At 75.7% G+C, this 26678-nt stretch carries 18 protein-coding genes; 13 read left to right on the forward strand and 5 right to left on the reverse strand.

Annotated elements, in window-relative coordinates:
* Nucleotide 1: 1 nt before the first annotated feature.
* The 6 genes from PUR61_RS26045 (at nt 2) to PUR61_RS26070 (ending at nt 12692) form a co-directional block, all read left to right on the forward strand.
* Nucleotides 2-1342 carry an MFS transporter gene (locus PUR61_RS26045; RefSeq protein WP_329881832.1) on the forward strand — a complete coding sequence of 447 codons (1341 nt, stop codon included), beginning with the start codon at nt 2-4 and terminating at the stop codon, nt 1340-1342.
* Nucleotides 1343-1487: 145 nt separating this feature from the next.
* Nucleotides 1488-3335, forward strand: a complete 1848-nt coding sequence (locus tag PUR61_RS26050; protein ID WP_329881833.1) for a non-ribosomal peptide synthetase — start codon at nt 1488-1490, stop codon at nt 3333-3335.
* A 238-nt stretch (nt 3336-3573) separates the two neighbouring features.
* A complete protein-coding gene (locus PUR61_RS26055; protein WP_329881834.1) occupies nt 3574-4158 on the forward strand; it encodes a hypothetical protein in 585 nt (194 codons plus the stop codon).
* Nucleotides 4159-4163: 5 nt separating this feature from the next.
* Complete coding sequence (locus PUR61_RS26060) at nt 4164-6188, forward strand: CHAT domain-containing protein (RefSeq protein ID WP_329881835.1); 2025 nt, start codon at nt 4164-4166, stop codon at nt 6186-6188.
* Nucleotides 6185-11212, forward strand: coding sequence for a hypothetical protein (locus PUR61_RS26065; RefSeq protein ID WP_329881836.1), 5028 nt, complete (start codon nt 6185-6187; stop codon nt 11210-11212). The genes PUR61_RS26060 and PUR61_RS26065 overlap by 4 nt, the downstream gene beginning before the upstream one ends.
* Nucleotides 11213-11312: 100 nt before the next feature.
* The gene (locus PUR61_RS26070) at nt 11313-12692 is read left to right on the forward strand and encodes a hypothetical protein (protein WP_329881837.1); all 1380 of its coding nucleotides are present in this window, start codon (nt 11313-11315) and stop codon (nt 12690-12692) included.
* Between the two features lie 55 nt (nt 12693-12747).
* Here PUR61_RS26070 and PUR61_RS26075 read toward each other — a convergent pair whose 3' ends face one another.
* On the reverse strand, nt 12748-13641 hold the full coding sequence (locus tag PUR61_RS26075; protein WP_329881838.1) for a PaaX family transcriptional regulator C-terminal domain-containing protein: 894 nt from the start codon (nt 13639-13641) through the stop codon (nt 12748-12750).
* A gap of 432 nt (nt 13642-14073) precedes the next feature.
* On the opposite strand from PUR61_RS26075, the gene PUR61_RS26080 reads away from it, so the two are divergent.
* The 3 genes from PUR61_RS26080 to PUR61_RS26090 all read left to right on the forward strand — a co-directional run bounded on the left by PUR61_RS26080 (nt 14074) and on the right by PUR61_RS26090 (nt 17693).
* Entirely contained in the window at nt 14074-15723 is a 1650-nt protein-coding gene (locus PUR61_RS26080; protein WP_329881839.1) for a YVTN family beta-propeller repeat protein, read from the forward strand.
* A gap of 105 nt (nt 15724-15828) precedes the next feature.
* A complete protein-coding gene (locus tag PUR61_RS26085; RefSeq protein WP_329881840.1) occupies nt 15829-16563 on the forward strand; it encodes a helix-turn-helix transcriptional regulator in 735 nt (244 codons plus the stop codon).
* Entirely contained in the window at nt 16560-17693 is a 1134-nt protein-coding gene (locus tag PUR61_RS26090; RefSeq protein ID WP_329881841.1) for an aminotransferase class I/II-fold pyridoxal phosphate-dependent enzyme, read from the forward strand. The genes PUR61_RS26085 and PUR61_RS26090 overlap by 4 nt, the downstream gene beginning before the upstream one ends.
* A gap of 31 nt (nt 17694-17724) precedes the next feature.
* Here the strand turns inward: PUR61_RS26090 and PUR61_RS26095 are convergent, their stop codons facing one another.
* From PUR61_RS26095 to PUR61_RS26110, 4 genes are all read right to left on the reverse strand, one after another.
* Entirely contained in the window at nt 17725-18741 is a 1017-nt protein-coding gene (locus PUR61_RS26095) for a GNAT family N-acetyltransferase (RefSeq protein ID WP_329881842.1), read from the reverse strand.
* 308 nt (nt 18742-19049) lie between these two features.
* Nucleotides 19050-20096: a polysaccharide deacetylase family protein gene (locus tag PUR61_RS26100; RefSeq protein ID WP_329881843.1), complete on the reverse strand. Its 1047-nt coding sequence runs from the start codon at nt 20094-20096 to the stop codon at nt 19050-19052.
* A gap of 324 nt (nt 20097-20420) precedes the next feature.
* Entirely contained in the window at nt 20421-20828 is a 408-nt protein-coding gene (locus PUR61_RS26105) for a hypothetical protein (RefSeq protein ID WP_329881844.1), read from the reverse strand.
* A 148-nt stretch (nt 20829-20976) separates the two neighbouring features.
* Nucleotides 20977-21930, reverse strand: a complete 954-nt coding sequence (locus PUR61_RS26110) for an SDR family NAD(P)-dependent oxidoreductase (protein WP_329881845.1) — start codon at nt 21928-21930, stop codon at nt 20977-20979.
* A gap of 267 nt (nt 21931-22197) precedes the next feature.
* On the opposite strand from PUR61_RS26110, the gene PUR61_RS26115 reads away from it, so the two are divergent.
* The 4 genes from PUR61_RS26115 to PUR61_RS26130 all read left to right on the forward strand — a co-directional run bounded on the left by PUR61_RS26115 (nt 22198) and on the right by PUR61_RS26130 (nt 26557).
* A complete protein-coding gene (locus PUR61_RS26115) occupies nt 22198-23016 on the forward strand; it encodes a serine/threonine protein kinase (RefSeq protein WP_329881846.1) in 819 nt (272 codons plus the stop codon).
* 6 nt (nt 23017-23022) lie between these two features.
* Nucleotides 23023-24777 carry a protein kinase domain-containing protein gene (locus PUR61_RS26120; RefSeq protein WP_329881847.1) on the forward strand — a complete coding sequence of 585 codons (1755 nt, stop codon included), beginning with the start codon at nt 23023-23025 and terminating at the stop codon, nt 24775-24777.
* Nucleotides 24778-24850: 73 nt separating this feature from the next.
* Nucleotides 24851-25951 (forward strand): calcium:proton antiporter, encoded by a 1101-nt coding sequence (locus PUR61_RS26125; protein ID WP_329881848.1) that lies wholly within the window; start codon nt 24851-24853, stop codon nt 25949-25951.
* A gap of 78 nt (nt 25952-26029) precedes the next feature.
* Nucleotides 26030-26557, forward strand: coding sequence for a transporter substrate-binding domain-containing protein (locus PUR61_RS26130; RefSeq protein ID WP_329881849.1), 528 nt, complete (start codon nt 26030-26032; stop codon nt 26555-26557).
* Nucleotides 26558-26678 lie beyond the last annotated feature (121 nt).

The raw sequence follows: 26678 nt of genomic DNA on the forward strand, positions 1-26678 counted from the left end.
CGTGACGGCCGGACCCGAACCCGACATCGACGTGCCCGCGGACCGCGTTCCGGTCGGCGCGCCCGTGGACCGCGCCCCCGACGGCGCACATGACGCCGAACCCGACGGCGCACGCAACGGCGCGCCCGGGGGCGGCGCGCCCTCGGGCGTCAACCGCTACCGCCTGGCGCTGACCACCCCCGGTGCGCTCCGCTTCGTGATCCCCGGGCTCCTCGCCCGGTTCCCGATCGGCATGACGGGCATCAGCATCCTGCTCTTCATCCGCTCCGTCGGGTACGAGTTCGGGACCGCCGGGGCGCTGTCCGCCACCTCCGCCGTGGGCTTCGCGGTGGCCGCGCCCCAACTGGCGCGGCTGGCGGACCGGATCGGCCAGCGCCGGATCCTGCTGGCCTGCGCCGCCGTCGGCGCGGTCGACGGCGCCCTGTTCGTCCTCTCCGCGCTGCGCGGGGCCCCGCTGTGGACGCTGTTCCCCGCCGCGGCGGTGATGGGCGCCGCGACGCCCGCGATCGGCTCGATGGTGCGGGCGCGGTGGAGCGGGCTGCTCTCGGGGTCGCCGATCATGTCGACCGCGTTCGCGCTCGAATCGGTCGTCGATGAAGTGATCTTCATCTTCGGGCCGATCGTCGCCACCTTCCTGGCGACCGGGGTCGACCCGGCCGCCGGGATCGTCTGCTCGCTGGTGCTGGTGTGCGGCGGGAGCGTCCTGCTCGCGCTGGGCACCGCCACCGAGCCCCCGAGGTCGACCGGGCCCAGGCCGGCCGGCAGCGCCCTGTTCCTCGGGCCGGTCGCCGTGATCGCCGGGGTCAACCTCTGCTTCGGCGCCATGTGGGGCTCGATCGACATGGCCACCGTCGCCTTCACCACCGAGCTGCACCGCGAGGGGCTGGCCGGCCTGCTGCTGGCCGCCTACGGGATCGGCAGCTCGGTGGCGGGCGTGGCCTACGGGGCCCGCGAGTGGAACCTGTCGACCACCCGCATCCTGCTGGGCGCGACGGCCCTGATGGCGCTCGGCATCGCGCCGATGCTCCTGGTGAACGACGTCGTCGTCGCCGTCCTGGTGCTCTCCCTGGCCGGCGCGTCCTCGGCGCCGGCCATGGTCGCCGGGATGCTGCTCGTCCAGGACGGGGTCCCGGCCTCCCGCCGGACCGAGGCGATGGCCTGGCAGGCCACCGCGATCTGGCTCGGGGTGGCCGCCGGCTCCGCGGTCAGCGGGCGTCTGGCCGACACCACCGGATCGCACGCGGCCTACGGCTGCGCGCTGGCGTTCGGGGGCGTCGCGTTCGCGGTCGCCGCGGCGGGCCGGCAGCGGGTCGCCGTGAAGCCGCTCCCGGAGCCGGTGTGACCGCCCGTCGGCACCCCGGGGACCGCGCCGGGGGCCGTGCCGGTCCTCGTCCGCGCCTTCCGGTCGTTCCCGCCAGTTCCCGTCCTTCCCGTCCTTCCTGCCCTTTCCACCCGAGGTGGACCGATGACCGACACGAGGTGGACCGATGACTGACACCGCCACCCGGCCCGCGGTGGCCGCGCAGGCCTGGCTGCCGGACCTGATCGAGGCCCGGGCCGCCGAGGCCGCCGCCGCGGCCCGCCCGGCCGTCGCGCTGCGCACCGAGCACGGCGAGGTGGGCTACGCCGAACTCCGGGAACGAGCCGAGCGGACCGCCCGGGACCTCGCCGCCCTCGGGGTCGGTGCCGGCGACATCGTCGGCATCCGGCTGCCCGCAGGCCCCGAGCTGGTCGTCGCGATGCTCGGCGGCTGGCTGGCCGGTGCCGCGTTCCTGCCGATCGACGCGGCCGCCCCGGACGAGTACTGCGCCCGGCTGCTGCGCGACTCCGGCGCGGCGGCTCTCTTCGACCGCTCCGGCGGGCCGGTCGCTCTGGCCGGCGCCCGGCCCGGCGCCGCGGCGGAGCCCGCCGGGGCCGCGGGCGACCGGCCCGCGTACGTGATCTACACCTCCGGCTCCACCGGCACTCCCAAGGGCGTGCTGGTCGGTCACCGGGCGCTGGCCGGTCACACCGCGGCCGTCGTCGACCTGCTCGGCCTGGGCCCCGAGGACGTCGTGCTGCAGTTCGCCAGCGCGGGCTTCGACGTGGCCCAGGAGGAGATCTGGCCCACCCTCGCGGCCGGCGGCACCCTCGCCTTCCGGTCCGGCGGCACGCCCGACGCGGCCCGGCTGGCCGACCGGGTCCGCGCCCTCGGCGTGACGGTCCTCCAACTGCCCACCGCCTACTGGCGGCTGCTGTGCGCCGAGGCCGAGGGCGCCGACCTGGCCGGCTTCGCCGGCGTCCGCACGGTGGTCGTCGGCGGCGAGAGCGCCACCGCCGACGACGTCCGCGTCCACCGGCGCGGCCCGCTCGGGCACTGCACCCTGGTCAACGGCTACGGGCCGACGGAGGCCGTGATCACGGCCTCCGCGCTGGTGCTGCCGCCCGACCGGCCGGTGCCCGGCACCACCGGACTGCCGATCGGCGGTCCGGTGGGCGAGCGCCTGCTGCACGTCCTCGACGAGGAGCAGCGCCCGACCCCGGACGGCGTCCCCGGCGAGCTGTGGATCGGCGGCCCGCTGCTCGCGGCCGGCTACCTCCACGACCCCGACCGGACCGCCGACCGCTTCCGGCCCGACCCCTTCGCCGCCGTGCCCGGTCCGTTCGCGGACGTGCCCGGCTCCCCGGCCGCGCCGGACCCGCGGATGTACCGCACGGGGGACCAGGTGGTCCGCCACCCCGGCGGGGACCTGGAGTTCCTCGGCCGGCTCGACAACCAGGTCAAGGTCCGCGGCCACCGGATCGAGCTCGACGAGGTCGACCGCCACCTGCTGGACACCCCGGGCGTGACCGCCGCCGCGGCCGTCACCCTCGACGACGGGGCCGGGGGCCGGACGCTGGGCGCCGGCATCTCGCGCACTCCCGACGGGCCCACCCCCGAGGAGGTCCGCGACCGCCTGCGCTCCCGGCTGCCCGCCTACATGGTCCCGGGCCCGTTCCTCGTCCTCGACCGGCTGCCACTCACCCCCTCGGGCAAGATCGACCGCCGGGCGGTCGCCGCCCTGGCCGCCGCCGAGCACCCCCCGGTGACCGCGGAGGCTGCCCCGGCGGACCCTCGGGACATCCCTGTGGTGGACCAACTGGTCATCCTGCTCGGCGAGTTGCTCCGTGCGCCGGGCTTCGGGCCGGATGACGACTTCCTCGCCCACGGCGGCGACTCGCTGATCGCCCTGCGGGTCAGCGGCGCGTTGCGCGAACGCGGTTGGCGGCTGCGCCCGTCCGAGCTGATGGCGGAGCGCACCGCCCGCGCCGCGGCCGACCGGGCGAGACCCACGGCGCCGGCGGGCACGCCGTAGCCCGCCGCCCGTAGCCCGGCGCCCGTACCGCCGAGCCCGAGCGCGGCCCGCACGCCCTCCGCCGACCGGAGGCGTGTGCGGGCCGCGCACGTCCGGGCGAACGCGCTGACGGTGCGTGAAGTCCGTTTTCCCACAGAGGAGATCAGGGCCGTTCCGTTTCTGGCATACTCGCACCACCGTCGGCCGGGGGGGCTGCGAAGGCGCCGACGGGCCCGTGCGGACTGGAGGGGTACACGGAATGCCGAACAGGGACGCCGAAGCGGGGCGGGGGCCGGCCGGGCCGGGCCGGAACCAGGGCGGGTCGGCCGAGCCGCCCGCGCGCGCGGACGCGCCGCCGATCCACTGGTCGATCTACTTCCTGATCTGTGCCGTCCTCCTCGGCTACACGGCGATGATGGTGTTCCTCGCCGTGAAGCGGGGCGACGCCAACTGGGACCGGCTGGTGTTCCTCTTCGCCGGGCTGGAGGCCATCGTCTTCGCCGCCGCCGGGCTGGCGTTCGGCGGGACGGTGCAGCGCGGCGCGCTCACCGCGGCCCGGGAGGACGCGGCGAACGCGCGGGCCGAGGCCGGCCGCCAGGGGGCGGCGGCCGAGGCCGCGCGCGGCGACAGCGAGGTCCTGAACGGTCTGCTGACCGCCATCTCGCTCGGTGCCGACGCCGAGCGCGGCGGGACGGCGGGGGAGGCCGGCCCGGGTGCCCCGCGGGCCGCCGAACTGCCGCCGGGAGCCCACGGAGCCCGGCCGTCCGCCGCCGCCCCGCGGTCGTGGAGCATGGTCGAACTGGAGCAGTTCGCCCAGGCGTTGCGGGAGCGACGGGTAGGCTGAGCCTGGTGGACGCCGACGAACCGGGGTGGCTTCCGCCCTTCACGACCCTGATTCGGATCGGCGAGGCGAACGCCTCGGGCGCCCATCCGACCCTTCTCGCCTTCGGACCCGCGGAGGAGGGCGGCTCACCCCGCCCGGTCCACCAGGGTGCCGCTTTCACCGACGAGTGCCTGTCCGCGGACGACCGCGGCCTCTGCCGGGACCTCTTCGAGACCGGGGCGCCGCTGCCCGAGGCCGTCCGTACCGTCGCCGGCCTGTTGCGGGACGCCCTGGACGCGCTCGGCCTCCTCGGTCCGTGGATCGAGGAAGTCCGCACGTGCCACCAGAACGGACGCCAGGCCCGGACCCTGTTCGACATCCGCCCGGCGGCACTGCGCGAACTCCCGTGGGAGCTGGTCACCCATGCCGACGGAGCGGAGTCGCTCTGCGTCAGCGGGGATCCGGGTCTCACCTTCACCCGGATCGACCGCCCGACGTCCCTGCTCGGCGCCGAGAACCCTCCGGCCGCCCTGCACCTGCCGCTCCGCGTGCTGGTCGTCGTCGGCGAGACGGACCCCCTGATCAGGGCGGACGAGGAGATCGAGCGGATCCGCACCCGGCTCGGGGGCCCGTCCGGGGAGTGGCACGTCGAGGTGGTGCGGGCCCCGACGTCCCGGGAACTGGCCGAGACCCTGCGGGAGGTGGCCCCGCACGTCCTGCACGTGATCGGCCACCAGCAGCGGGACGCGGGGGACCGGGGCCTGCTCACGATCCGCCCGCCCGGCACCGAGCCCTGGTCGATCACCGGGGACAACGTCCACGCCTTCCTGGCGGGCCACCGGCCGAGGCTGGTGGTGCTGAATGCCTGCGACACCGCCGGACCGGCGGCCGGGCCGCTCCTGGCGGCCCTGCTCCGCGGTGGTGCGGCGTCGGTGGTGGGGATGAACGGTGGCATCGAGTCCGAGACCGCCTGCCGGTTCTCGGCGGAGTTCTACACGGCCCTCGGCCGTGGCGAGAGCGTCGACCGGGCCGTGCGGACGGCCCGGCTCGCCCTGCTCGTGGACCAGGTCGACGGGACCGACTGGGCCCTGCCGGTGCTGGCCGCCCGGGTCCACCCCGAGGTCGTGCTGGGGCGGTACGCCGCGCTGCGCGGCAAGGCCGAGGCCGAGAAGCGGTTCACCGACCGTCGGTGGAACCTGGGGCACGCGGTGGACCGGGTCCGGGAACGCCGCGCGCTGTTCGACGGGTTCGCGCCGACCGGCCCCGCGGCGCCCGTCAGCGCCGTCGTCGGCGAGGCCGCCAGCGGCAAGGCCACCCTCGTCCGGTCCGCCCTGCAGATCTGGTACCGCAACGGTGCCCGCACGGTCTGGAGCGACCTCCGCCCGCTCGGCCGGACCGCGACCTGGCTCGACCTGGTCCGGACGATCGTCGACCAGCTCGGGCCGGCCGGTCCCGGGCTCGAACCGCTCCAGCGGTTCGAGCACCGGCTCGCCCAGTTGCACGACGGCTGGACGACCGACGACAACAAACCCTGGCTGTCCCTCGAACCCGACCGGGTCTGGCAGGAGACCGTGCCCGGCAACAGCGTCGGTCACGTCGCCGACCGCCGGCACACCGCGCTTCGGCACCTCGCCGACGCCCTGCTCGGGCTCGGCGAGGACACCGGACTGGTCCTCGCCCTGGCCGGTCTCGGCAGGCTGGAGCACCGGGCCGTCGCCGACCTGATCGTCCCGCACCTGATCGAGCCGCTGGCCGTCCGCCCGGACGGGCGTGCGAAGGTGATCCTGGCTCTGAACGAGGAGGAGGAGGCCGACTTGCTGCCCTATCCGCTGCGCGACACCGTCCGGCGGATCCCGCTCGGCGCGTTCGCGGCCGAGGAGATCAGCGAGGTCGTGGGGGACTACAGCCGGGTGAGGGACGTGGAAGCGGACAGTGTGGAGCAGTGGAAGGAGTTCATGGCCATCCTCGTCGCCCGGCACGGCCACCTGACACCGGCAATGCTGCAGGACGGTATGACGCTCTTCAAGGAAGGACGACGGGTGCCCCGATGACCGACAACGGCCCTGCTTCCCCCCATGGGCCCGACGAGCCCACCGGCCCGGGTGGGGTCGGGCCGGGCCCGGAGGATCTCGTCGAGCTCGTCGGCCGCGGCGACCCGCTCGCCCGGATCCTCCTGGCCCGGCTCGACCTCACCCGGCGCGACGTCCTCCGCCGCTGCAGCGTCGTCCCGGACTTCACCGAGGAGCTGTACCACTCCGTGCTCGCGGTCGACAGCCCGGTCGACGTCGCCGACCTGCTCGACCAGGGCCTGCTGGAGCACTCCGCCCGGCCGGACCACTACCGGATCGTCGCCCTGCTGCGCTTCCCCTGCTGGGACGACTGGTGGACCGGACTGCCGCCGGGCGGGGAGGCGCCGGGGCAGCTCCGAGAGCTCGCCGCGACACTGGCCGCCCGCTACGCCGAAGCCGGGGACGAACCCGGCAGCCTGCGGCAGCTTGCCATCGCGGGGGCGTTGGAGTCCGACGCCTTCCGAGCCGCCTTCGAGGCCGCCGACCGCCGGTTCGACCTGGCCCGCTGCCACGACCTCGTGGACGCCGTCACCGACCCGCAGGTCGCCGCGCTCCTGCCCGAGGAACTCGGGGCCGTCGTCGCCGAGGCCCGGGTCCGGGTCCGGGCGCGCGCCCTCTGGCGGCCCGACCACCACCGGACCGCCGGCTACTACGGGCGTGCGCGCGCCGAACAGCCGCTGCGGGACCTGCTGGAGGCCGACGGCCCGGCGGTCCTGCGGATCCACGCCACCGGCGGCTCCGGCAAGTCCATGCTGCTGCGCTGGTTCATGGCCAGGCACTGCCAGGAGCGCCCGGTCCCGGTGCCCTGTGCCCACCTGGACTTCGACCGGTGCGACCCGGCCCTGGCGGTCGCCCACCCCGCACTGTTCCTCCTGGAGGCCGCCGCCCAGTTGAACGAGCAGCTCCCGGGCGCACCGTTCGGCGAACTCCTCGACGAGCACGCGGCGGACCTCGCGGCGCTCCCGAGGAACCGCAGCCCGGTGGCGGCCGAGTGGCTCGCCGGGCGGGCGGCCCTCGGACACCGTGGCGCCTCGATCCAGCGGCGCTTCGTGGCCGTCCTCGACGAGGCCCTCCGGCGGCGGGGCACCCGGGCCGTCCTGGTCCTGGACACCCTGGAGGAGGTCGTCCTCCGCGACGGCGGCCGGATCAACGACCTGGCGGAGGTGCTCTCCGGGGCGCTGGCGGCGGAGGGGCTCCGGATCGTGCTCTCCGGCCGGTACGACCTCGCCGATGCCGTACCGCTGCCCGCCGTCCCGATGCGGCTCCAGTCCTTCGACCCGCAGGAGGCGGACGACTACCTGCGGGAGGTGCGCGATGTCGCCGACCCCGAGCTGCGCGCGGCCGTGGTGGAGAGCAGTGACGGCCTGCCGTACACGCTGGCCCTCTTCGCCGACCTGGCCGCGGACCTCACCGCCGACCAGGTCCGGGCCTCCTCCGGGCCCAGCCTCCTCTACGCGATCGACCGTGTCCTCGAACGCGTCCACGACGACCGGATCCGCTGGCTCCTCCGGTACGGGGTGATCCCCCGGCGGCTCACCCTGCGGCTGGTCCAGGAGGTGATGCTCCCGCACCTGCGCCGCGGGATCCGCGGCAGCAACACGGCGGACGACCCGAGCCTGGACAAGCGCGAGGAACTGCACATCTCGATCTTCCTGCGGGCCGTGCCCGGCTTCACCGACGACGGCGGGGAGATCCCCGACCTCTGGGCCGCCCTCAGCCGGTACGCCGGTGACGCCGCCTGGGTGGACCGGGACCCGGACGACCCCGAGGGCCTGGTGCTGGACCGCACCGTCCGCCACCCGCTGCGCCGACTGCTCGCTGACCACGAGGTGTCCCGGCTGCTCGACCGGGATCTCGCCGAGCACTTCGCGCGGCGGGCCGAGGCTGAGCCGGAGCGCTGGGAGCAGTGGAAGCTGGAGGAGCTCTACCACCGCTTCTCGGCGGACCCGCAGGAGGGCGCCGCGACCTGGGCCCGTCTGGTCGGTTCGGAGCGCTCCGCCGGCCGGGACCACCGCCTGTCGTCGCTGGCCGAGGCACTGGTGTCGCCGGAGCTGCTGGACGAGGTGAAGGTCTCCGTGGTCGCCCGGGCCCGCGCCCTGGTGCTGCTCGGCCGGAACGCCGCGAGCGCCACCGACCTCACGGCGTGGGAACGCGGGATCGCCCGGCTGGACGAGGCCGCCGGCCTGCTGGCGGAGGAGTCGCACGCGGAGCTGGCCGCCGGGGTGGAGCTGTTCTCGGCGGCCCTGCTGCTCCGGCTGGGCCGGCTCGGGGAGGCCCGGAGCCGGCTCGCCCGGGTCCAGCGGCAGCCGGACTCCGCGGACCGCGACACCGCGCTGCAACTGCTCCACCTCACCGGGTGCGCCCTGCTGGCGGAGGGGCAGGGCGACCGGGCCCAGGAGTCGTTCGTGCAGGCGGACCGACTGGCGGCGCCCGACGGGGGGCCGCTGTCGGAGCAGTCGGTCGAGGCCGTGGCAAGCCTGCTGGACTCCGGCCTGGTCGGCCACGCCGCCTCCTGGCTGCCGCGGTTCGACGCGGGGACCGCGCCCGAGCTGCACCTGAGGCTGCTCCTCGCCGTCGGCCGGTTCGAGGAGGTGCTGGCCGTGCACCGGGGCCTCGGCTCCGGGGACCGCCGCCGGACGGCCGAGTGGGCGGGCCGGGCGGCGCTCCGGCTCCATCGCCCCGGCCTCGTCCTCGCCGAGGACGGCCCGCTGGAGGGCTTGTCCGACGGGGGGAGCGAACCTGCGGTGACCCTGCGGGGCCTGGTGCTCCGCGGCGAGGCGTACGCGATGCTCAGGGCGCCCGGCGCGGCGATGGCGCCGCTGCGGCCCGCCCTGGAGGAGGGCGCCGTCACCGACCACGAGCGGATGTCCGCGCTGGTGGGGACGGCCCGGCTGCTGGTGACCGGGGGCGGCAGCCGGAGCGAGGCCTCGGAGCTGGTCGGCCGGGTGCTGCGGCTGGCCGGTCCGTCCGAGCACGCTCCCGCCCCGGACGTCCCGGTCCCGATCCTCGCGGAGCTCGCCCGGTGGCCCGAGGCGGCGGCCTGGCAGCTGGACCGTCCGCGGTCCGCGGAGAGGTCGGCCGCACCGCCGCCGGACCGGGTGGTCTGGGTGCTCGGCCTGCTGACGGGCGTCGAAGCCGCGCGGGACGAGGAGCTCGTGGGCGAGCTCGTCGAGGCCCTGGCCCCCCTCGGGTCCCCGGGGGCACGCCTGGTGGCGCTGGAACGCCTCCACGAGCTGCGGCGGCCGCTCGCCGTCACCGGCCCCACCGCCGCCCGGTTGACCGAGCTCTGCGGGCCCGGTCCCCGGCGGAACTCCGGCTCCGACGCGGCGGCCCTCGGCCTGACCTACGCCGAACTGCTCCGCGTGCTCGGACGGTCCGAGGAGGCGGTCGACCTCGCCCGCGCCTGCGCGGGGGAGCTCGCCCCGGCCGAGAGCGCGGTGTGGCTGCGCCGTCTCGACCTGGAGACGGACGTCCTCGGTGACATCGGCGCGCTCGACGCCGTCATGCTCCAGGGCCTCCCCGACGCGTTGGAACGGGCCTACCCGGCGGCGCCCGAGGCGGCGGCCGTCGTTCTCACCTACCAGACGCTGGTGGCGCTCAGGTCGGGGCGGGGCGACCTGGCCGGGCGGAGCGTCGCCCGTGCCTGGTCGCTGCTGGCGGAGCGGGATCCCAGCCTCGCCAGGGCGAGGTGCGCGGCACTGGTCGCCCGGACAGCGGCCCAGGCGGGCGCCGATCCCGGGGAGACGGGCCCGTCGGCCGAGTTCGCGCACGGCCTGTACGCCGAACTCGGCCTGCCTCCTGAGCAGTTGTTCGACCAGGGGCACGGTGCTCCCGGGGCCGGCGAGGTCGACGTCGAGTGGCGGGAACACGTCCTGGTGCTCACCGCCGACACCCGGTTCCGCGGACGGCCGCCCGTCCTGGAGATCGACCTCCTGAGGTCCACCGGTCCAGGGGCCCGGGTGAGTCTGCTGCGGACGGCCGACCTCGCGGACGACTGGCTCCGCAGTCCCGACGGGCTCCAGTCGGCGCTCTCCTCCTCGGCGGCGGACTGGGCGGAGGAGACCGGCCTCCTGCTGGACGAGGCCCTGGACGGCCTGCTCCGCTCCGAGGAGGTCCGCGGCCTCCGGCTGGAGGTCCCGAGGTACGAGCCCACCCTGCTCGCCGCCCCGTGGGAGGCGGCCCTGGCACACCTCACGGTCCCGCCGGACGGGTTTCACCTCTACCGGGGGCTCCCCGGGCGCAGCGGGGAGGCGGCGGCGCTCGGCCGGCTCCGGACCGTCGTGCAGAACCTCCGGCAGGCCGCACCCTCCGACGCCCCGCCGTCCGTGCCCCTCGGCCGCTTCGTCGAGAGCCTTTGGGCCCAACCCCACGCCGCCGTCCGGGTCGGGGTGCTCTCCGGCACCCGTGAGGCGCGCGCCCAGCAACACACCGCTGTCCGGGAGCTGATGGCGCCGATGGCGCCGCTGTCGTCGGTGTACGAGGCCGAGCACTTTGCCCGGCTGGTCGCACCGGCCCGCTCACGGCGCTTCGGTGCTTCCGCGTCGGGCCCCCAACTCCTGCACGTCCAGGGGACTTTCCGTGAATCGTCGGGCAAGCTGAACGTCCACTGGGACTCCCGGGGCGGGAGCGACGCCGCCGGTCTCGGCGAGTACCTCGGATGGCGGCGCCCCCCGCAGAGCGTCCTCGTCCTGGAGGCGGTGGATCCGGGGACGCGCGAGGAGGCGATGCGTCAGCTGGTCCTGCGGAACCTGTTCGCCGCCGAGGTCCTGGCCCGAGGGGACTTCGCGGCCGTGGTGGCCATCGGCCCGTTCCTGCGGCGCCCGGGCGAGAGCGAACGGGCCCGGCGGCGACTGATCCACGGGCTGCTCACCGGGCGGCACCCCGCCGTCGTGGTCGCGGAGCTCACCCGGGACCAACTGGGCGTCCCCCGGCCGACCGTCGCGCTCCCGGCGCTGTTCAGCGCCCTGCCGACCGGCCTCCTGCTGCCGCTCTGGACCTCGCTGTGACCGGTCCGTCCGCTGTGCAGGCTCTCCGTGGCACCCCGCACACAGACGTCGGCGGGGCCGCGAGCCCGGCCGCGGCCGGGGCCACCGCCGGAGCGCGGCCGTGAACGCCGGTGAGCGGCGACGGGCGGCGCTGCTGGCCCGGGCCGACGGGCTCGCGGCCGATCTCGACCACTGGCTCGCCCTCACCGACGGGCCCACGAGCGGGGCGCGCGGTGCCGGTCAGGCAGGCGCCGGTCAGGGCGGTGCGGCTCGGGGCGGCGCCGGCCGGGGCGACGCCGGAGCGCCCTTCCCGCAGCACCACACCCAGGTCCGCGCCGTGGACGCCGCGCTGCGCCCGCTGCTGGCCCGGGTCCGGGAGGCGGAGACCCGGCGGGCCGACACCGAACTCGGCCTCCTCCAGGAGGTGTGGTGGCGGCTGCGCGACGCACTCACGCAGCGGCACGACCGGTCGCTCGGGGACTTCCTCCTGCTGGCGGACGACTTCGTCTGGTCCTGCTACCGGCCCGCGCTCACCGCTGCCTCCTCCGTGCCGGGCGCGGAGATCCTCCCGGTGGAACCACCGCTGGTCCACCTCACGGCGCACGCCGTCCCGTTCGCCCTGCCGCGCCTGGTGTCCGAGGACCGGCAGGCGCGGGTGGACGAGCTGCTGCGCGCCCTGCCGGTGGCGCTGGTGGGGCTGCCGTTCGTCCAGTCCCGGCACCTGCCGGAGGCCGTCCTGGCCGCCCACGAGGTCGGCCACTGCGTCCTGGACGCGTTCGGGCTCACCGGCGAGCTGTCCGAGGTGCTGCGGCGGACGGCGGAGGGCCCGGACTGGTGGACCGACCGGCTGCCGGAGGTCTTCGCCGACCTGTACGGAGCCCTGTGCGCCGGCTCCGGGTTCGCCTTCATCCTCGCGGACTTCGTGGCACTCACCCCGGAGGGGCCGCCGAGCCCGCGCTACCCCGTGCCCCGCGTGCGGGTGGCTCTGGTGGCCGACGCCCTGGCGGAGGCCGGGGGCGAGGAGGCGGCGGTGGAGCTGCGGGCCCACTGGGCCGAGCACGCCGCCGGGAGCGGGCCGGCACCCGAGGGACTGCGGCCGACCGTCCGGGCCCTGCTCTCGGCCCCGTTGACTGCGCTCGGGGGCAGAACCCTGCTCGATCTCTTCCCCCGGGGCGTGGACGCCGGCCTTCGCGCCGCCGCCGACGCCCTGCTGCGCCGGTCGCCGATCCCGAAGTCGGTGCCCGGGACCGCCGGTGTCCTGCTGCCCGCCGCGGCCTTCGCCTTCCACACCGATCCGGACCGCTACGCCGTCGTCGTCAAGGACCTCACCGACCGGATCCTCCGGCTCGCCGCCGAGGACCGCACGCGCGGTGTGCGGGGCGGCGCGGGGGGCGATGAGGCCACCGACACCCCCGGGGACCGGGGCGCCCAGTCGGCGTCGCGGCTGAGGGCCCTGCTCGACGGCTGGGGAGCGGACCCGCCGGCGGACGCCGCCTCGTGAACGCCTGCCGGACGATCAGTCCGACGACCTGCCGGACGACCTGCCGGACGACCCGTCAGGAGCCGTGGGGCTCACCGGTGATCTCGGTCATCGCCTCGTCGTAGCGCCGGAAGAAGCGGGGGTCGGGGGCGGGGTCGTCGCGCTCGGCGCGGCGCAGCAGGCGCCAGCAGTCGGCGGTGAGGGCGCGGGCCTCGGCGCCGGGCCAGGGGCGGGGGAGGAGCTCGGGCGGCAGCAGCGGGTCGTCGGCGGTGGCCCGGGTGAACTCGGCGGCGAGCTCCAGGGCGACGGCGAGGCGTTCGACCCGGGTGGGGGCGGGGGAGCGGCCGGTGAGCCGGGCCAGACGGTCTGCGGCGACGGCGGCCAGGCGCCGGTGGCCGTCGGCGAGTTCGTCGAGCGGCCAGAGCCGACGGGCCAGGCGGAGGGGGTCGCTCTCGCCGCCGACCCGCAGGTCGGTGCTGGTGAGCAGGGTGACGCAGTGCCCGACGCCGAGCCGTTCGGCCTCGGCCTCGACGTACGGCTCCCACCTGTTGGCGCCGGCGTAGACGCCGCCCTGGACGGCCGCGCCGCCGAGCCGGACCAGGAACTCGCGCAGCGCGTCGCGGGCGGCACGGGCGGACTCGGGGACGGCGAAGGCGGCGAGGTGCCACCGGCCGTCCCACGGTGCGAGCCCGGCGTCCTGGGCGTACATGTGGCGGACGAAGTCGACCTCGGGTTCGGCCGCGCGCCGGGCCCGGTCGGTCTCCCGCAGGACGGCCCGGCGGCCGCGCCCCTCCTGGACGAGCAGCCCGTCGGCGGCCATCCGCTTGATGCAGAGGCGGACCTGCTGGTCGGTCATGCCGAGCTCGCCCGCCACCGCGTAGAGCTCGCCCGCGTCGACGGTGCCGTCCGCGCGGACCATGCCCTCGACGAGGGTCCGGGTGGGGACCTCCGGCCGTCCTTCCTCGGTCATCGCTGCCGTTCCTCTCCGGTGTCCACGGGCTGGTGCTCTCCGGCGAGTCTAGTCCGCCGCAAACTATCGAATGTCGGACGATAGTTTTCATGTCAATAGTTTCACGTCCGGCCCGGAGGCGGGGGGGTGGCCGGGCCTCCGCGGAAAGTTCGGGTGACGACCGACTGACCGAGTTTGAATATTTCAAGACAATCGCAGTCATCTCCTGACGCTCAGTCAGTCGGCCTTCTACGCTTCGGGCGGTCCGGGCGTCCCCCCGGGCCGCCCGACGGGCGGCCCGCCCGGTACCGCCGTGACGAGCGCTGCCGTGACAGGCAACGCCGCCACCGGCGCCACCGTGACGCGCACCGGCGTGACCGCGCCGCGTGACGGGCGCGGCCGGGACGAGCACCGCTGTGACGTGCACCGATTCGACGAGTCTGGAGATCTTCCGTGAGACAACGCCCGGCCCCGCGCCGCTACTGGACGGCCGTGACGGCCACCGCCGCCGCCACGGCCGCCCTGCTGGTCCAGCCCGGCACCGCCGCCGCGGCCGCGCCGCCGCCCGCCGTGACGGCCACGGTGGCCGTCGCGCCCTACCCGGCGGGCGTCGCGGTCGCCCCGGGCGGCGGGCGGGCCTACGTGACCAGCCAGAGCAGCGGCGTCGTGACGGTCCTGGACACCGCCGGTGGCGCGGTGACCGGCACCGTCACCGCCGGCACCGGCTCCTACGCGGTCGCGTTCGCCCCGGACGGCGGGCACGCCTACCTCACCCACCACCTCGACGGCACGGTCAGCGTGGTGGACACCGCCACGGCCGCGGTGACCGCCACCGTCCCCGTCGGCGCCGGCGCCTTCGGGGTCGCCGTCGCCCCCGACGGCGCGCACGCGTACGTCAGCAACGCGGACGCCGGCACGGTGAGCGTGCTGTCCACCGCCACCAACGCCGTCGTCGCGACCGTGCCGGTCGGCGCCGAGCCGCACGGGGTCGCCGTCGCCCCCGACGGCGCGCACGTCTACGTCGCCGCGTCCGGCGCCCAGCAGGTCGACGTCATCGACACCGCCACCCGCACGGTGAGCGCCACCGTCCCCGTCGGCCACGGCGTCTTCGGCCTGGCGCTCGCCCCGGACGGATCCAGGCTCTGGACGGCGAACGGTGGAGACTCCACCGTCAGCGTGCTGTCCACCGCCACCAACACCGTCACCGCCACCGTGCAGGTCGGGGCCAACCCGTACGCCGTGACCGTCGCCCCCGACGGCCGGTCCGTGTACGCCTCCAACTACGCCGACTCCACGCTCAGCGTTCTGGACGCCGCGAGCGGCGCCGTGACCGCCACCGTCCCGGTCGGGGCGAACCCCTTCACCCTGGCGCTCGCCCCCGACGGCCGGCGCGGCTACCTCGCCGACTTCGGCGGCGACACGGTGACCGTCCTCGGCTTCCCGCTGCCGGTTCCGGTGGTCACCGGGATCAGCCCGGCGAGCGGTCCGCAGGCCGGTGGCACGGTCGTCACCGTCACCGGCACCGACCTGTCGGGCGCCACCGCGGTCGGCTTCGGCGCCGCCGGGAACGCGGCCTCCTTCTCCTGCACCGACACCGCGTGCACGGCCACCGCGCCCGCCTCGGCCGCCGCCGGGACGGTGGACGTCCGGGTGACCACGCCCGGCGGCACCAGTGCGGTCGTGACGGCCGGCCGGTTCGAGTACCAGGCGCCCGCCGCCGACCTCGGCGTCGCGCTCGCCGCCACCCCGGTGCCCGGGCTGTTCGGCGGCCGGGTGGACTACACCCTGACCCTCACCAACAACGGTCCGGGCCAGGTCACCGCCGCCACCGTGACCTCGTCGCTGCCCGCCGGTTTCGGCTCGTACAGCGGCGACTGCACCATCGTGGCCTCCAAGCTCACCTGCGCCCTCACCCAGCCGCTGGCCGTCGGCGCCTCCGTCACGCGCCACTTCACCGTCCAGGTCGGCCTGCTCAACCTCGGCCGGACGTTCACCGTCACCACCACCCGCACGGCCGGCGCCCCGGTCGACACCGCGCCCGCCAACGACGCGGCCGCCCGCACCTGCCGGGCCACCCTCGGCCTGCTGATCAGCTGCGACTGACCGCCTCTCCGCGACGGGCCCGCCTCCGACCGGGGGCGGGCCCGTCGTCGCGCCGGCCCGCGCCACTGCTGGACGAAACGTCCAGTCTGGACGTACAGTCCGAACATGACCCCAGAGACCCCCGACCGGCGCGCCCGCACCTGGGAGCCCGTCTGCCGGGCGGTGGCCCTGCTGCTCGGGCCCTACGCCGAGGTGGTGCTGCACGACGCCGTCCGGGACGAGGTGCTCGCCGTCTGGAACCCGATGGGCGGCCGCGCCCCCGGTGACCCGTCCCTGCTCGGCGAACTCGACTCCCTGGACCAGTCCGCCCCGGACGTCTACGGCCCCTACCCGAAACTGCTGCCCGACGGCCGCCGGCTCTCCTCGGTCAGCGCGGTGCTCCGCGACGACGACGGACGCCCCGCCGCCGTCCTCTGCGTCAACCTCGACCGCGGACCGCTCGAACACGCCGCCGCCCTCCTGGCCGGCTTCGCCGCCCCCACGGCCCCACGCCCGGAACCGCTCTTCGAGCACGACTGGACCGAGCGGATGAACGACGTCATCGGAGGCTACGTCCGGGCCCACGGCCGGCCCCCGGAGCGGCTCGGCCGCGAGGACCGGCTCGCCGTGCTCCGCGAACTCGACCAGGCCGGAGTGCTCGCCGTCCGCCGGGCCGTGCCGGCCGTCGCCACCGCGCTCAAGGTGTCGCGGTCCACCGTCTACACCCTGCTCGCCGAACTCCGCGACGGGTCCGCCCCCGAGCCCGCCCCCGTCCCCGAACCGGCGCCGGATCCCCGACCGGCGGACCGCGCACCGGGCAACCCCACATCGAAGAACCGAGCACCGAGGACCGAGAGATGACCGAGCTGCCCGACTTCCGGCTGGAAACCTACTTCTCCCGCTGGGAGTTCACCGCCCGCCACCACCTCACCGCCTCCGACGCGCAGACCATGGCGATGTCCGAACTCCTCGCCCTGGCGGGCCCCGAGGACCGCCACGCCTGGGAGTCCCTCACCCTCGGCTACACCGAGACCTTCGGCGACCCGGCGCTCCGGCACGCGATCGCCGGCATGTACGACCGGGTGGACGCCGACGACGTCATCTGCTTCGGCGGCGCCCAGGAGGCCCTCAACCTCGCCATGCAGGTGCTGCTCGGCCCCGGCGACCACGCCGTCGTCCTCACCCCCAACTACCAGTCCGCCGAGACCGTGCCGCTCTCCCTCTGCGAGGTCACCGGCGTCGCCCTCGACCCCGACCGGGACTGGGCGCTCGACCTCGACGGGCTCACCGCCGCGCTGCGCCCCAACACCCGTGTGGTCTCGGTGAACTTCCCGAACAACCCCACCGGGAAGGTCATCGGCGCCGCCGACTTCGTCCGGCTGTCCGAACTCTGCGACGAGCGCGGAATCCACCTCTTCAGCGACGAGGTCTACCGGGGCCTGGAGCGTGACCGGGCCCGCACACTGCCGCAGGCCGCGGACCTCTCCGAGCGGGCCCTCTCGCTCAACGTCACCTCCAAGTCGCTCGGCCTGCCCGGCCTGCGGATCGGCTGGATCGCCTGCCGCAACCGCGAGTTGCGCTCCCGACTGGAGCGCGCCAAGCACTACACCACGATCTGCAACTCCGCCCCCAGCGAGATCCTGGCCCGGATCGCGATCAACGCCCGCGAGGGGATCCTGAGCCGCAACCGGGCCGTCATCGACGCCAACCTCCCGCTCTTCGACGCGTTTTTCGCGCGCTTCGCGGACCTCTTCGAGTGGCGCACCCCGGACGGCGGCTGCGTCGCCTACCCGCGCTACCTCGGCCGGGACGGCGTCGAGGCGTTCTGCACCGGGCTGGTCGAGGAAGCGGGGGTCCTGCTGCTGCCCGCCTCCATCTACCGCTCCGACCTGGCCCCGACGCCCACCGACCGGTTCCGGATCGGCCTCGGCCGGCGTGACCCGGGCCCCGCCCTGGACGCGTTCGCCGGCTGGCTGGAGGGCCGGCGGTAGTCCGACCCCGCTGCACAGAACTGGGGTCTCATCAGGTCGAACGGGCGCCCTTCGACCGGTACTTGAGTCCGAGCAGCGCGCCCGAGGCGCCGTGCGGCACCAGCCAGGAGATGTCCTCCCGGTCGACCGCGTCGAAGCGGTACTTGTAGGGCTCGGTGCCCCGCAGGAAGTCGAAGGTGGACAGCCGCCGTCCGGCCGCGGCCCGGATCGCCTCGGCGATCACCGCGGTGCCGAGCCGCTGCGGCGCCCAGGTCTGGTCCCAGCCGATCTGGTAGTAGGAGAAGGTGCGCTTCCACTGGAAGCCGTAGAGCACGCCCACCACCTCGCCCTCCCGTTCGGCGACCAGGAAGGCGGGGCCGTCGCCGCGGCCGGTCGCGGCGGCCCGCTCGATCACCCGGACGTGCAGCGGCGCCCGGGCGGCGTCGAAGGTGGTCGGCTTGCCGAGCGCGGCCCGGCGCAGCCGGTGCAGCCGCACCGCCGCCTTCAACAGGTCGAACCGTTCGGCGAGTTCGGCTTCCGCGATGGCCGGCGGCACCCACCGGAAGGTGATCCCCTCGGCGGCCAGCTTCCGGCCGTAGCGGCGCAGGTCGGCCCGGAACTGGCGTGAGCCCAGCGCGTCCGGCCCCGCCGTCAGATCGGCGCGCGGGCAGGGGGTGCGGCCGATCTCGACCGCGCCCGGCGGCAGCAGGTCCGCCTGGTCCGGGTCGAGGTCGGTGAGCAGCAGGCTGCGGCGCCGGCCGCGCCGGGCCAGCCAGTCGGCCACGTCGGCCCGGCGCTCCGGTGCGACCGCGAACCCGCAGTGGTCCGCGGCGCCCGGGCCGGAACCGAGGACCGTCAGGCACGGGACGGCGACCGGTGCCCGCGGGTGGAGCCGCCGGGTGGTCCGCAGCAGCGGAACGACCGCCGACACCCGGCCGTCCGGCTCCCGCCAGACCACGATCTCGCCCGCCTCCGACCCCGCGCCCTCGCGCGCGCCGACCGTCTCCCACCAGGCGAGTGCCCATTCCGGCGTGGTGAACCAGGATCCGCCGGGTTCACCGGCTGCCAACTCCCGCCATCCGTCGACGACCTCCGGCGGAAGGGCGGCCGTCCGGTACCGGACCGGCCTCGCTCCGGCCGACTGCGCTCCGGCCGGCACCGACCCGGCCTGTTCTGGAACGGCCGGCAACGAACCCGCCGCATCGGTGTGCCTCGTCCCCACGTCTCCAGCCCCCCACGCCTCTCCCGCCCCCGGTGCACCGCCGGTCGGCGGCCGGTCGCGGGCCGGTCCGCATTCTCCCGGAATCCGGTCGCCCGGTGGCGGCGTTCGGCGCAGGCCGTCCGGGTCCACCACCACCGGTGAGGTCCGGGCCCCGCTCAGGCACCGCCACGGAGGTGGTGGACGGTGGGGTGGAGGCCGGAGAGGATGGTGTCGAAGCGGTCCCGGCCGGTGGTGGAGTTGACCCGCAGACGGCTGATGCGCAGCGGGTTCGGCGGGAGCAGCCGGTCCTGCCGGTGGTCGAAGAGGAAGCCGACGTGGTAGCCGAGGCGCCGGAGTTCCGCGTCGGCCCGCGGGTCGACGTTGCCGTTGGGGTAGGCGAAGGCGGTCGGCGGCTCGCCGTCCAGCCAGCCGGTGAGCGTGTCGTGGGCGCGGGCGATCTCGTCGCGGACGGTGTCGTCGTCGCACCGGTCCAGACACGCGTGGCCCGCGCTGTGGTTGCCGATCTCCACGCCGTGCCGGCGCAGCGTCCGGAGGTCCTCGCGGGTGAGCTGTTCCTGGCGGGGTGCGGGCTCGGTGGCGGTCTCGCGGAGTTCGGCGAGGGCGGCGCGACGGTCGTGGTCGGCGAGGGACTTCATCCGGCGGACCACCGCGCCCGGCGGGCAGTCGGCCAGCCGGTGGGCGGTGCCGCCGTGCGCGGCGAGGAACGCGGCCTCGGTCCACCAGAACGGCCGGTCGCCGTCGACGAGGTCGGTCACCACGAACGCCGCCGCGGGGATGCCCAGGCGGGTCAGGACGGGCAGCCCCTCGGAGAGCACGGTGCGGTCGCCGTCGTCGAAGGTGACCAGTACGCTGCGGGCCGGCAGCCGCCGACCGGTCCGGACGGCCTGCACGACGGAGGGCAGCGAGACGGGACGGGCGATCCGGACCAGACGCTCCATCTGGAGCGTGAAGACCTGCGGGTCGTCCACGCCGTGGTAGGCGAGCACCGCGAGCCGGCGGGTGGCCGCGAGCCGGAACAGCGGCTGGAGCGGCGAGTTGCGCAGGACGGCGTCGACGGTGGCGCGGCGGCCGGCCAGTCGCCCGCGCGGCGGTGCGAGGCCGGGGCCGGTGCCGCCCCCGGCCGGAGTGTCGCCGCGCGGCGCGGTCGTGGTGATGAGGTGGCCATCGGCGGCCCCGGTCGATCGGGCGCTTCCGTCGGGCATGGACGCGCTCCCCCTTCCTCCCCGTCGGTGCTTCGGCGGCGGGGCGGAACACGGTGCAGCGGCAGGCGCGGCCGCTCGGGCGCACACCTGTCGGGTGGGCGGCCCGCCCCGCTCCACGCAATACCAAGGTAGTGCAAAATCCCATGCTCCGAGGAGGGTTGTGCGTGGCGGGCGGCTTTTCGGAGCGAGGATGGCGCATTGTCGGCAGGCTCGTGACCCGGGCGGCGCGCGGGACGGGCCGGCCGCCGGTTGCGGGACCGGCGGCCGGCCCTGGGCAGGGGCGCGGGGCCCCGGCTCATGAACCCTTCCGGCGCGGACGGGGCGTCAGAACGGGCCGGTACAGGTGGTCACCCGCTGCGCCGCGTCCAGGGCGGGGCCGCCGGTGGCGCAGATGAGCTTGAGGTCGTCGGTGACCACGCGGGGCGTCACGGCCCTGGCGAACCCGTGGGTGACGGTGGTCGCGGACGCGACCGTCACCCACGGGCTGCCCCAGGCGCGCTGGGTGCGGACCTCGACCTGGACGACCGTCAGCTGTGCCGGGTCGGCCGACACCTGGGCCACACCGACGATCCCTCCGCCGTCCTTCTCCTGCCATACGCACGGGTGGTTGACGAGGGTCGTGCAGGCCGCTCCCGCGGCGTCGCCGGTCGTTGCCGCAGCCGAGGCCGGGAGGATCGTCGCCACAGTGATCCCTGCCGCCGCCACTATCAGAGCTGCGATACGAGCGCGCATGATATGAACCTCCTTGGAATGAAAGGGAATCTCACTCTGTGGGACGAGTCTTGCACAGATCGTGGACATGCCCCGTGTGTGTTGCATCACACCCAAGGTGACCGTTCAACTACATTCCGCAATCATGCCGGTGACGTCACGACTACCGTCAGGTGGTCGGCGGCAGCACCATCCGGCGTCCGGCCGACGCCCCGCCGTCCACCAGGACCGAGGTGCCCGTCTGGTAGGAGAAGTCGTCCGAGGCGAGCGCCAGGACGGCCCGGGCGATCTCCTCCGGTTCGGCCATCCGCTCCAGCCCCTCGACGTTCAGCGGCCCGAAAGCCTGCTTGAACCGGGCCCAGTCCGCGTCCGGCACGCCCGGCGGTCGCACGAACGCGGTGTCCGTGGTGCCCGGGAGGATCGCGTTGATCCGGATGCCCTGCGCGCCGTACGCGAGCGCGGCGGACATCACGATGCCCTGGACCGCCCGCTTGCTCGCCGAGTAGGCCGCGCCGTTCGGCCGGGCCCGTTCGGCGGAGGCGGAGGAGGTGCAGACGATCACCCCGTGTCCGGCCCGCAGCATGTACGGGACCTGGTACTTGACCGCGAGGAAGACGCCCCGGGCGTTGGTGTCCTGCACGTCGTCCCACTCGGCGACGGTGAGCTCGTGGAGCTGCTTGCCGCTGCCGATACCGGCGTTGTTGACCGCGATGTCCGGACCGCCGTACCGGGCGGCCACCTGGTCGGTGAACCGCTCGACCTGGGCCGGATCGCGTACGTCGGCCGGGAAGTAGGTGGCCTCGCCCCCGGCGTGGCGGATCTCCTGCTCGACGCGGCGGCCCGCCTCGACGCGCCGGCCGCAGAAGCCGACCCGGGCGCCTTCCGCCGCGAACGCGAGGGCGGCGGCCCGGCCGATGCCCGAGGTGGCGCCGGTGATCAGTACCGACCGGTCCTCGAACCGGCGCGGCCTGCGCCGCTCGGCGGGTGCGGCCTGGGCCTGCCCGGCGGCCCCGAGGCCGGCGGCGGCTGCCACCAGCCCGGCCGCCGACGCGCCGAGCAGGGCCCGGCGGCCCGGGTCCGACGGCGAACCCGGCGGGAGGGAGGGGGAGTTGTTGATGTCCATGGCGAAACCCTGACAGTCCGCGGTCGGCGTGTCCCTCGGCCGACCGGCCCGATCGGCGGGCCGATCGGCCGGGTCTCCCGGCCGGTCGGCCCCGGTCCGCCGGCCGGCCGGAGGAGAACCCTCCTCCCTCCTGCGGAGGAGGCGCACACCTCTGGCTCGCACCACCCAACTGGCGCCCTCCGACACGGCGTTCACTCGTACGGGTGGCGGACCGGCGCGGGGCCGTTCGGACGGCTACGATCGAGCCGACCCACGGAGGTGACCTGCATGGACACGGTCATCGTGCAACTTCCCGACCCCCGCCCGCCGGTACCGCCCGACCGCCGCTTCGCCCGGCTGACCCGGCCACCGCGCACCGCCCCGCCCCGGCGCCCCGCGCTGCTGCACCTCGGCCCCGGCGAAGCCGTCGAGTTCGGGCGTGGCGAGCCCGGACGCCCGATCGGCGTGCCGATCGCCGATCAGGGCGTCTCGCGCCGCGCCGGCGAGATCACCGCGGCCGAGGACTACTGGCGGCTCTCCAACTTCAGCGCCACCGCGACCTATGTCGTCGAGAACCTCGAAGGGGCCGGCGAGCACGTCAAGGTCGCTCCCGGACGGCTCGGCGCACCGGTTCCGTTCGAGTTCTCCCGGATCCTCCTGCCGGCTCTCGGCGAACCGGTCGCCTTCAAGGTCTTCGCCCCCCAGCACGCCTACCTGGACGGCGTGCCGGGCTCGCCGGCGGGCGCGGGCGGCGAGCGGACGGTCAGCCCGTTCGCCCTCGACCCGACCTCGAAGTACTTCCTCGTCCTGCTCGCCCTCTGCGAACCGCGGCTGCGCTCGCCGTCCGCCGCCGCCGTCCCCGGCGCGACCGAGGTGGTGGCCCGGCTGCGTGCCCTGCCGGCCTGTGCGGGGCTCACCCGCTCGGCCGTCAACTACCACATCGACTACCTGGTGGCGAGCAAGCTCCGGCTCCGCGAAGCGCCGGAGGACGGTCCGGGCGAGGGCGGCGCCGGTGGCAAGCGGGAGGAACTGGTGGCACTGGCCCTCAAGTTCGACCTCGTACGGGAGGAGCACCTGACGCTGCTCCCGCCGCGGCGCACCGGCTGACCCGCCGTGGAACCGCTCGACCGGGCCCGCGCGGCCGAGCCGGTCCCGGGCGATCCGGCCGGGGCACCGGCCGGTGCCGCACCTGCGGGCGGACGGGCGGCGGGCGGACGGGCGGCGGTCGAGGTGGCCACGGCCGGAACGGACGAACAGGCGGTCGGCGAGCCGGTGTTCGAGGTGCCGCCGGGCTACCCCGTCGCCGGGTACCTGGTCGGCGAGCCGATCGGGGCCGGTGCGTGGGGCAGCGTCTACGCGGCCCGCAAGGACGGGACCGCCCCCGGGTCGGCTCCCGGGTCGGCCGAACCTCCGGACGCCGCCGTCAAGTTCCTCCGTCCCGCACTGCTCAGCCCCGGCCAGCGCCGCACCATGGAGCAGGTCGCCCGCAGCGAGATGCGGTTCAGCCGCCTCGCCGATCACCCCCACCTGATCCGCACCCTCGCCGTCGTCACCGTCCGGGACCGGGCCCACCCCGGCCTGGACGGAGCGGTGGCCCTGGTGATGGAACGCGCGGACCGCAGTCTCCAGGACGTCCTCGCCTCGGCGGGCCCGCCCGGGGCCGTCCCCGGCGCCGAACGGATCCTCGCCGAGGTCGGGGCCGGCCTCACCCACATGCACGCCGTCGGCTGGGTCCACGGAGACCTCAAGCCGGGCAACGTCCTGCTGATGCCCGACGGCACCGCCAAGCTCGCGGACTTCGGCCTCACCGCCGAACTGGAGGGCACCCACGCCTACGCCCCGCCGCTCGGCTCGCCCGACCACGTCCCGCCGGAGTGGTGGTCGCAGCGGACCGGAGCCCGCGGGGTCGCACTCCGGCCGAGTGCCGACCTCTGGGCGTTCGGCGTCCTCGCCCACCAGGTGCTCACCGGTCTGCACCCCTTCCTCGGCGCGACCGCGCGGGCCCGTTCGCTGGCCGCCCTCGCCTACGCGCGCGGCACCGCCCCGCTCCGCCTCGACGGGGCGCTCCCCGCGCCGTGGCGGCCCCTGGTCACCGCCTGCCTGGCGGCCGACCGCGCGCGGCGCTCGGAGGTCGACCTCGCGGCCCTCCTCGCCACGGCCCTCCGGGAGGCCGCCCCGCAGGGAGCCGCCGGACCACCGGCCTCCCCGGACCCCGGCTCCCCGGACCCCGCCCCGCCGGGGACGGCCGCCAACGGGCGTCGGCGCCGTCGCGCGGTGGTGGCCCCACTGCTCGCGGCGGCCGGCGCCCTGCTCGCCCTCTCCGGCTCCCCGGAGCCGGCCGTCCCCCGGCCGGGGTCCGCGGCAGGGTCGGCGGTCACGGCCCCGCTGCCCGGCGCGATCCCGCCCGGCGCCGACGTGCCGGCCGCACTGCGCGGCCCGATCGACGACGCCGCCCGCCGCTGTCCCGAACCCGAGATCACCCCGGTCCTGCTGGCCGCGATGCTCAAGGCGGAATCCGGCTTCGACCCGGCCGCCGCCCGCCCCGCGACGGGGGAGTACGGCGTCGCCATGTGGACGCCGGCCGTCTTCAACGCCTGGGCGCAGGACGGCGACCACGACGGCGTGAAGAACCACCTCGATCCTGCCGACGCGATCGCCTCGATGGGCAACTACGTCTGCTGGCTCGACCAGCGGTTCAAACAGCGCGGCTTCACCACCGGCCTGCCCGCCCTGGTGGCGGCCGGCTACCGGACGAGCGACAAGACCGTCGCCGACGCCGGGGGCGTCCCCGAGCGGGTGAAGCCGCATGTCGCCAAGGTCCTCGGCTACCTCGCCGAGTACGCTGACCAGGGCGGTTCCGGTACATGAGGTGGGCCACATCCTCGCCCTCCCCGGCGGTGTCACCCGGCCGCGAGCACTCCGGGATGCGATGCTCGGCCGCATGTTCACCAAGCTCCGATCGGCCGCCACCCAGTGGACCACCGCCGTCCCAGCGGCGGCTTTCCTCGTTCTCGTCCTGACCTGGCACCGCGATCTGCCCGGCTGGGTGGTGGCCCTGGTGTCCTGCTTCCTGGCGGGCGCCGTGCTCGCCGCCGTGCACCACGCCGAGGTGGTCGCCCACCGCGTGGGGGAGCCGTACGGCTCACTGGTGCTGGCGGTGGCGGTCACGGTCATCGAGGTGGCGCTGATCGTGACGCTGATGGCGGACGGCGGTGACAAGGCCGCGACGCTGGCCCGCGACACCGTGTTCGCCGCGGTGATGATCACCTGCAACGGCATCTTCGGTCTGTCACTCCTGGTGGCGGCCCTCAAGTACCGGGTGGCGGTGTTCAACGCCGAGGGGACGGGCGCGGCGCTCGCCACCATCGGCACCCTGGCCGCGCTGAGCCTCGTCCTGCCGACCTTCACCACCAGCTCGCCGGGCCCGCAGTTCGCGCCCGCCCAGCTGGCCTTCGCCGCAGCGGCGTCGTTCCTGCTCTACGGGCTGTTCGTGGCCACCCTGACGGTCCGGCACCGGGACTACTTCCTGCCGGTCACGCCGGAGGGCAAGGTGCTGGACGAGGAGGACCACGCCGCGCCGCCGACCGTCCGTGCGACCGTGACCAGCCTGATGCTGCTGGGGGTGGCGCTGATCGCGGTGGTCGGCCTGGCGAAGGGCGTCTCGCCGACCATCGAGTCGGCCGTGGACTCCGCGGGGCTGCCCGCCTCGGTGGTCGGTGTCGTGATCGCCCTGCTCGTGCTGCTGCCGGAGACCATCGCGGCGATCCGGTCGGCGGTCCGCAACCGGGTGCAGACCAGTCTCAACCTCGCGCTCGGCTCGGCGCTCGCCAGCATCGGCCTGACCATCCCGGCGGTGGCGATCGCCTCGATCTGGCTCACCGGCCCGCTGGTGCTCGGCCTCGACTCCTCGCACCTGGTGCTGCTCGTGCTGACCCTGATCGTCGGCACCCTGACGGTCATGCCGCGCCGGGCGACACCGCTCCAGGGCGGGGTGCACCTGGCGATCCTGGCGGCCTACGTGGTGCTGGCGATCAATCCCTGACACGGCCCCGCGGCCGCGGGGGAGCAGGACGGACCGGGCGGGCCGGCGACCGGGAGCGGTCGCCGGCCCGCCCGCGTCGTGTGCCCCGGCGACGACTTCAAGGACCCGCCCGGCGACCCCGCCGGGCTCGATCCGGAGCTCGCCCGGGCGATCGGGCGCCACCTCGGCCTGCGGGTCGCGTTCACCGACCTGCCCTTCGACCGGCTGATTCCGGCCGTCCGGACAGGGCACCCGGACCTGGCGATGTCCGCCGTCGTCGACACCCGGCAGCGCCGGCTCGGGGCCGCCGAGGACGGCTGCCGGGCCGACGCGGCCGTCGACTTCGTCGACCACCTCGCGACCGGCACCTCGATGGTGGTCAAGGCGGGCAACCCGCTGGACCTCTCCGCCCCGGAGAGCTCTCCGGCCGCGCGGTGGCCGTCCGGCACGGCACCGGCCAGGACGAACCGCCTTGCGGGACGTCCTGGTGAAGACGGTGGACCGGCTGATCCGGAACGGCGAGTACGACCGGGCCCTGACCAAGTGGAACATCCGGAAGGGGGTGTTCTCCGGCGCCGTCGTCGACGGCGGCTTCCGACGGCACAACCCGGCAGCGGAGTCCGGTAGCGGAACCCGGCGGCGGGCGCGGCGGCGTTCCGGGTCCGCCCCCGGGGGCATCCCGACGGCCGGTCCCCACCGGTCGTCGGAACGGGTCCGCGTGTCGGGGCGCGGCGCGGTGGACAGTGTC

The sequence above is a fragment of the Streptomyces sp. BE20 genome (assembly GCF_036322525.1).
GTDB lineage: Bacteria > Actinomycetota > Actinomycetes > Streptomycetales > Streptomycetaceae > Kitasatospora.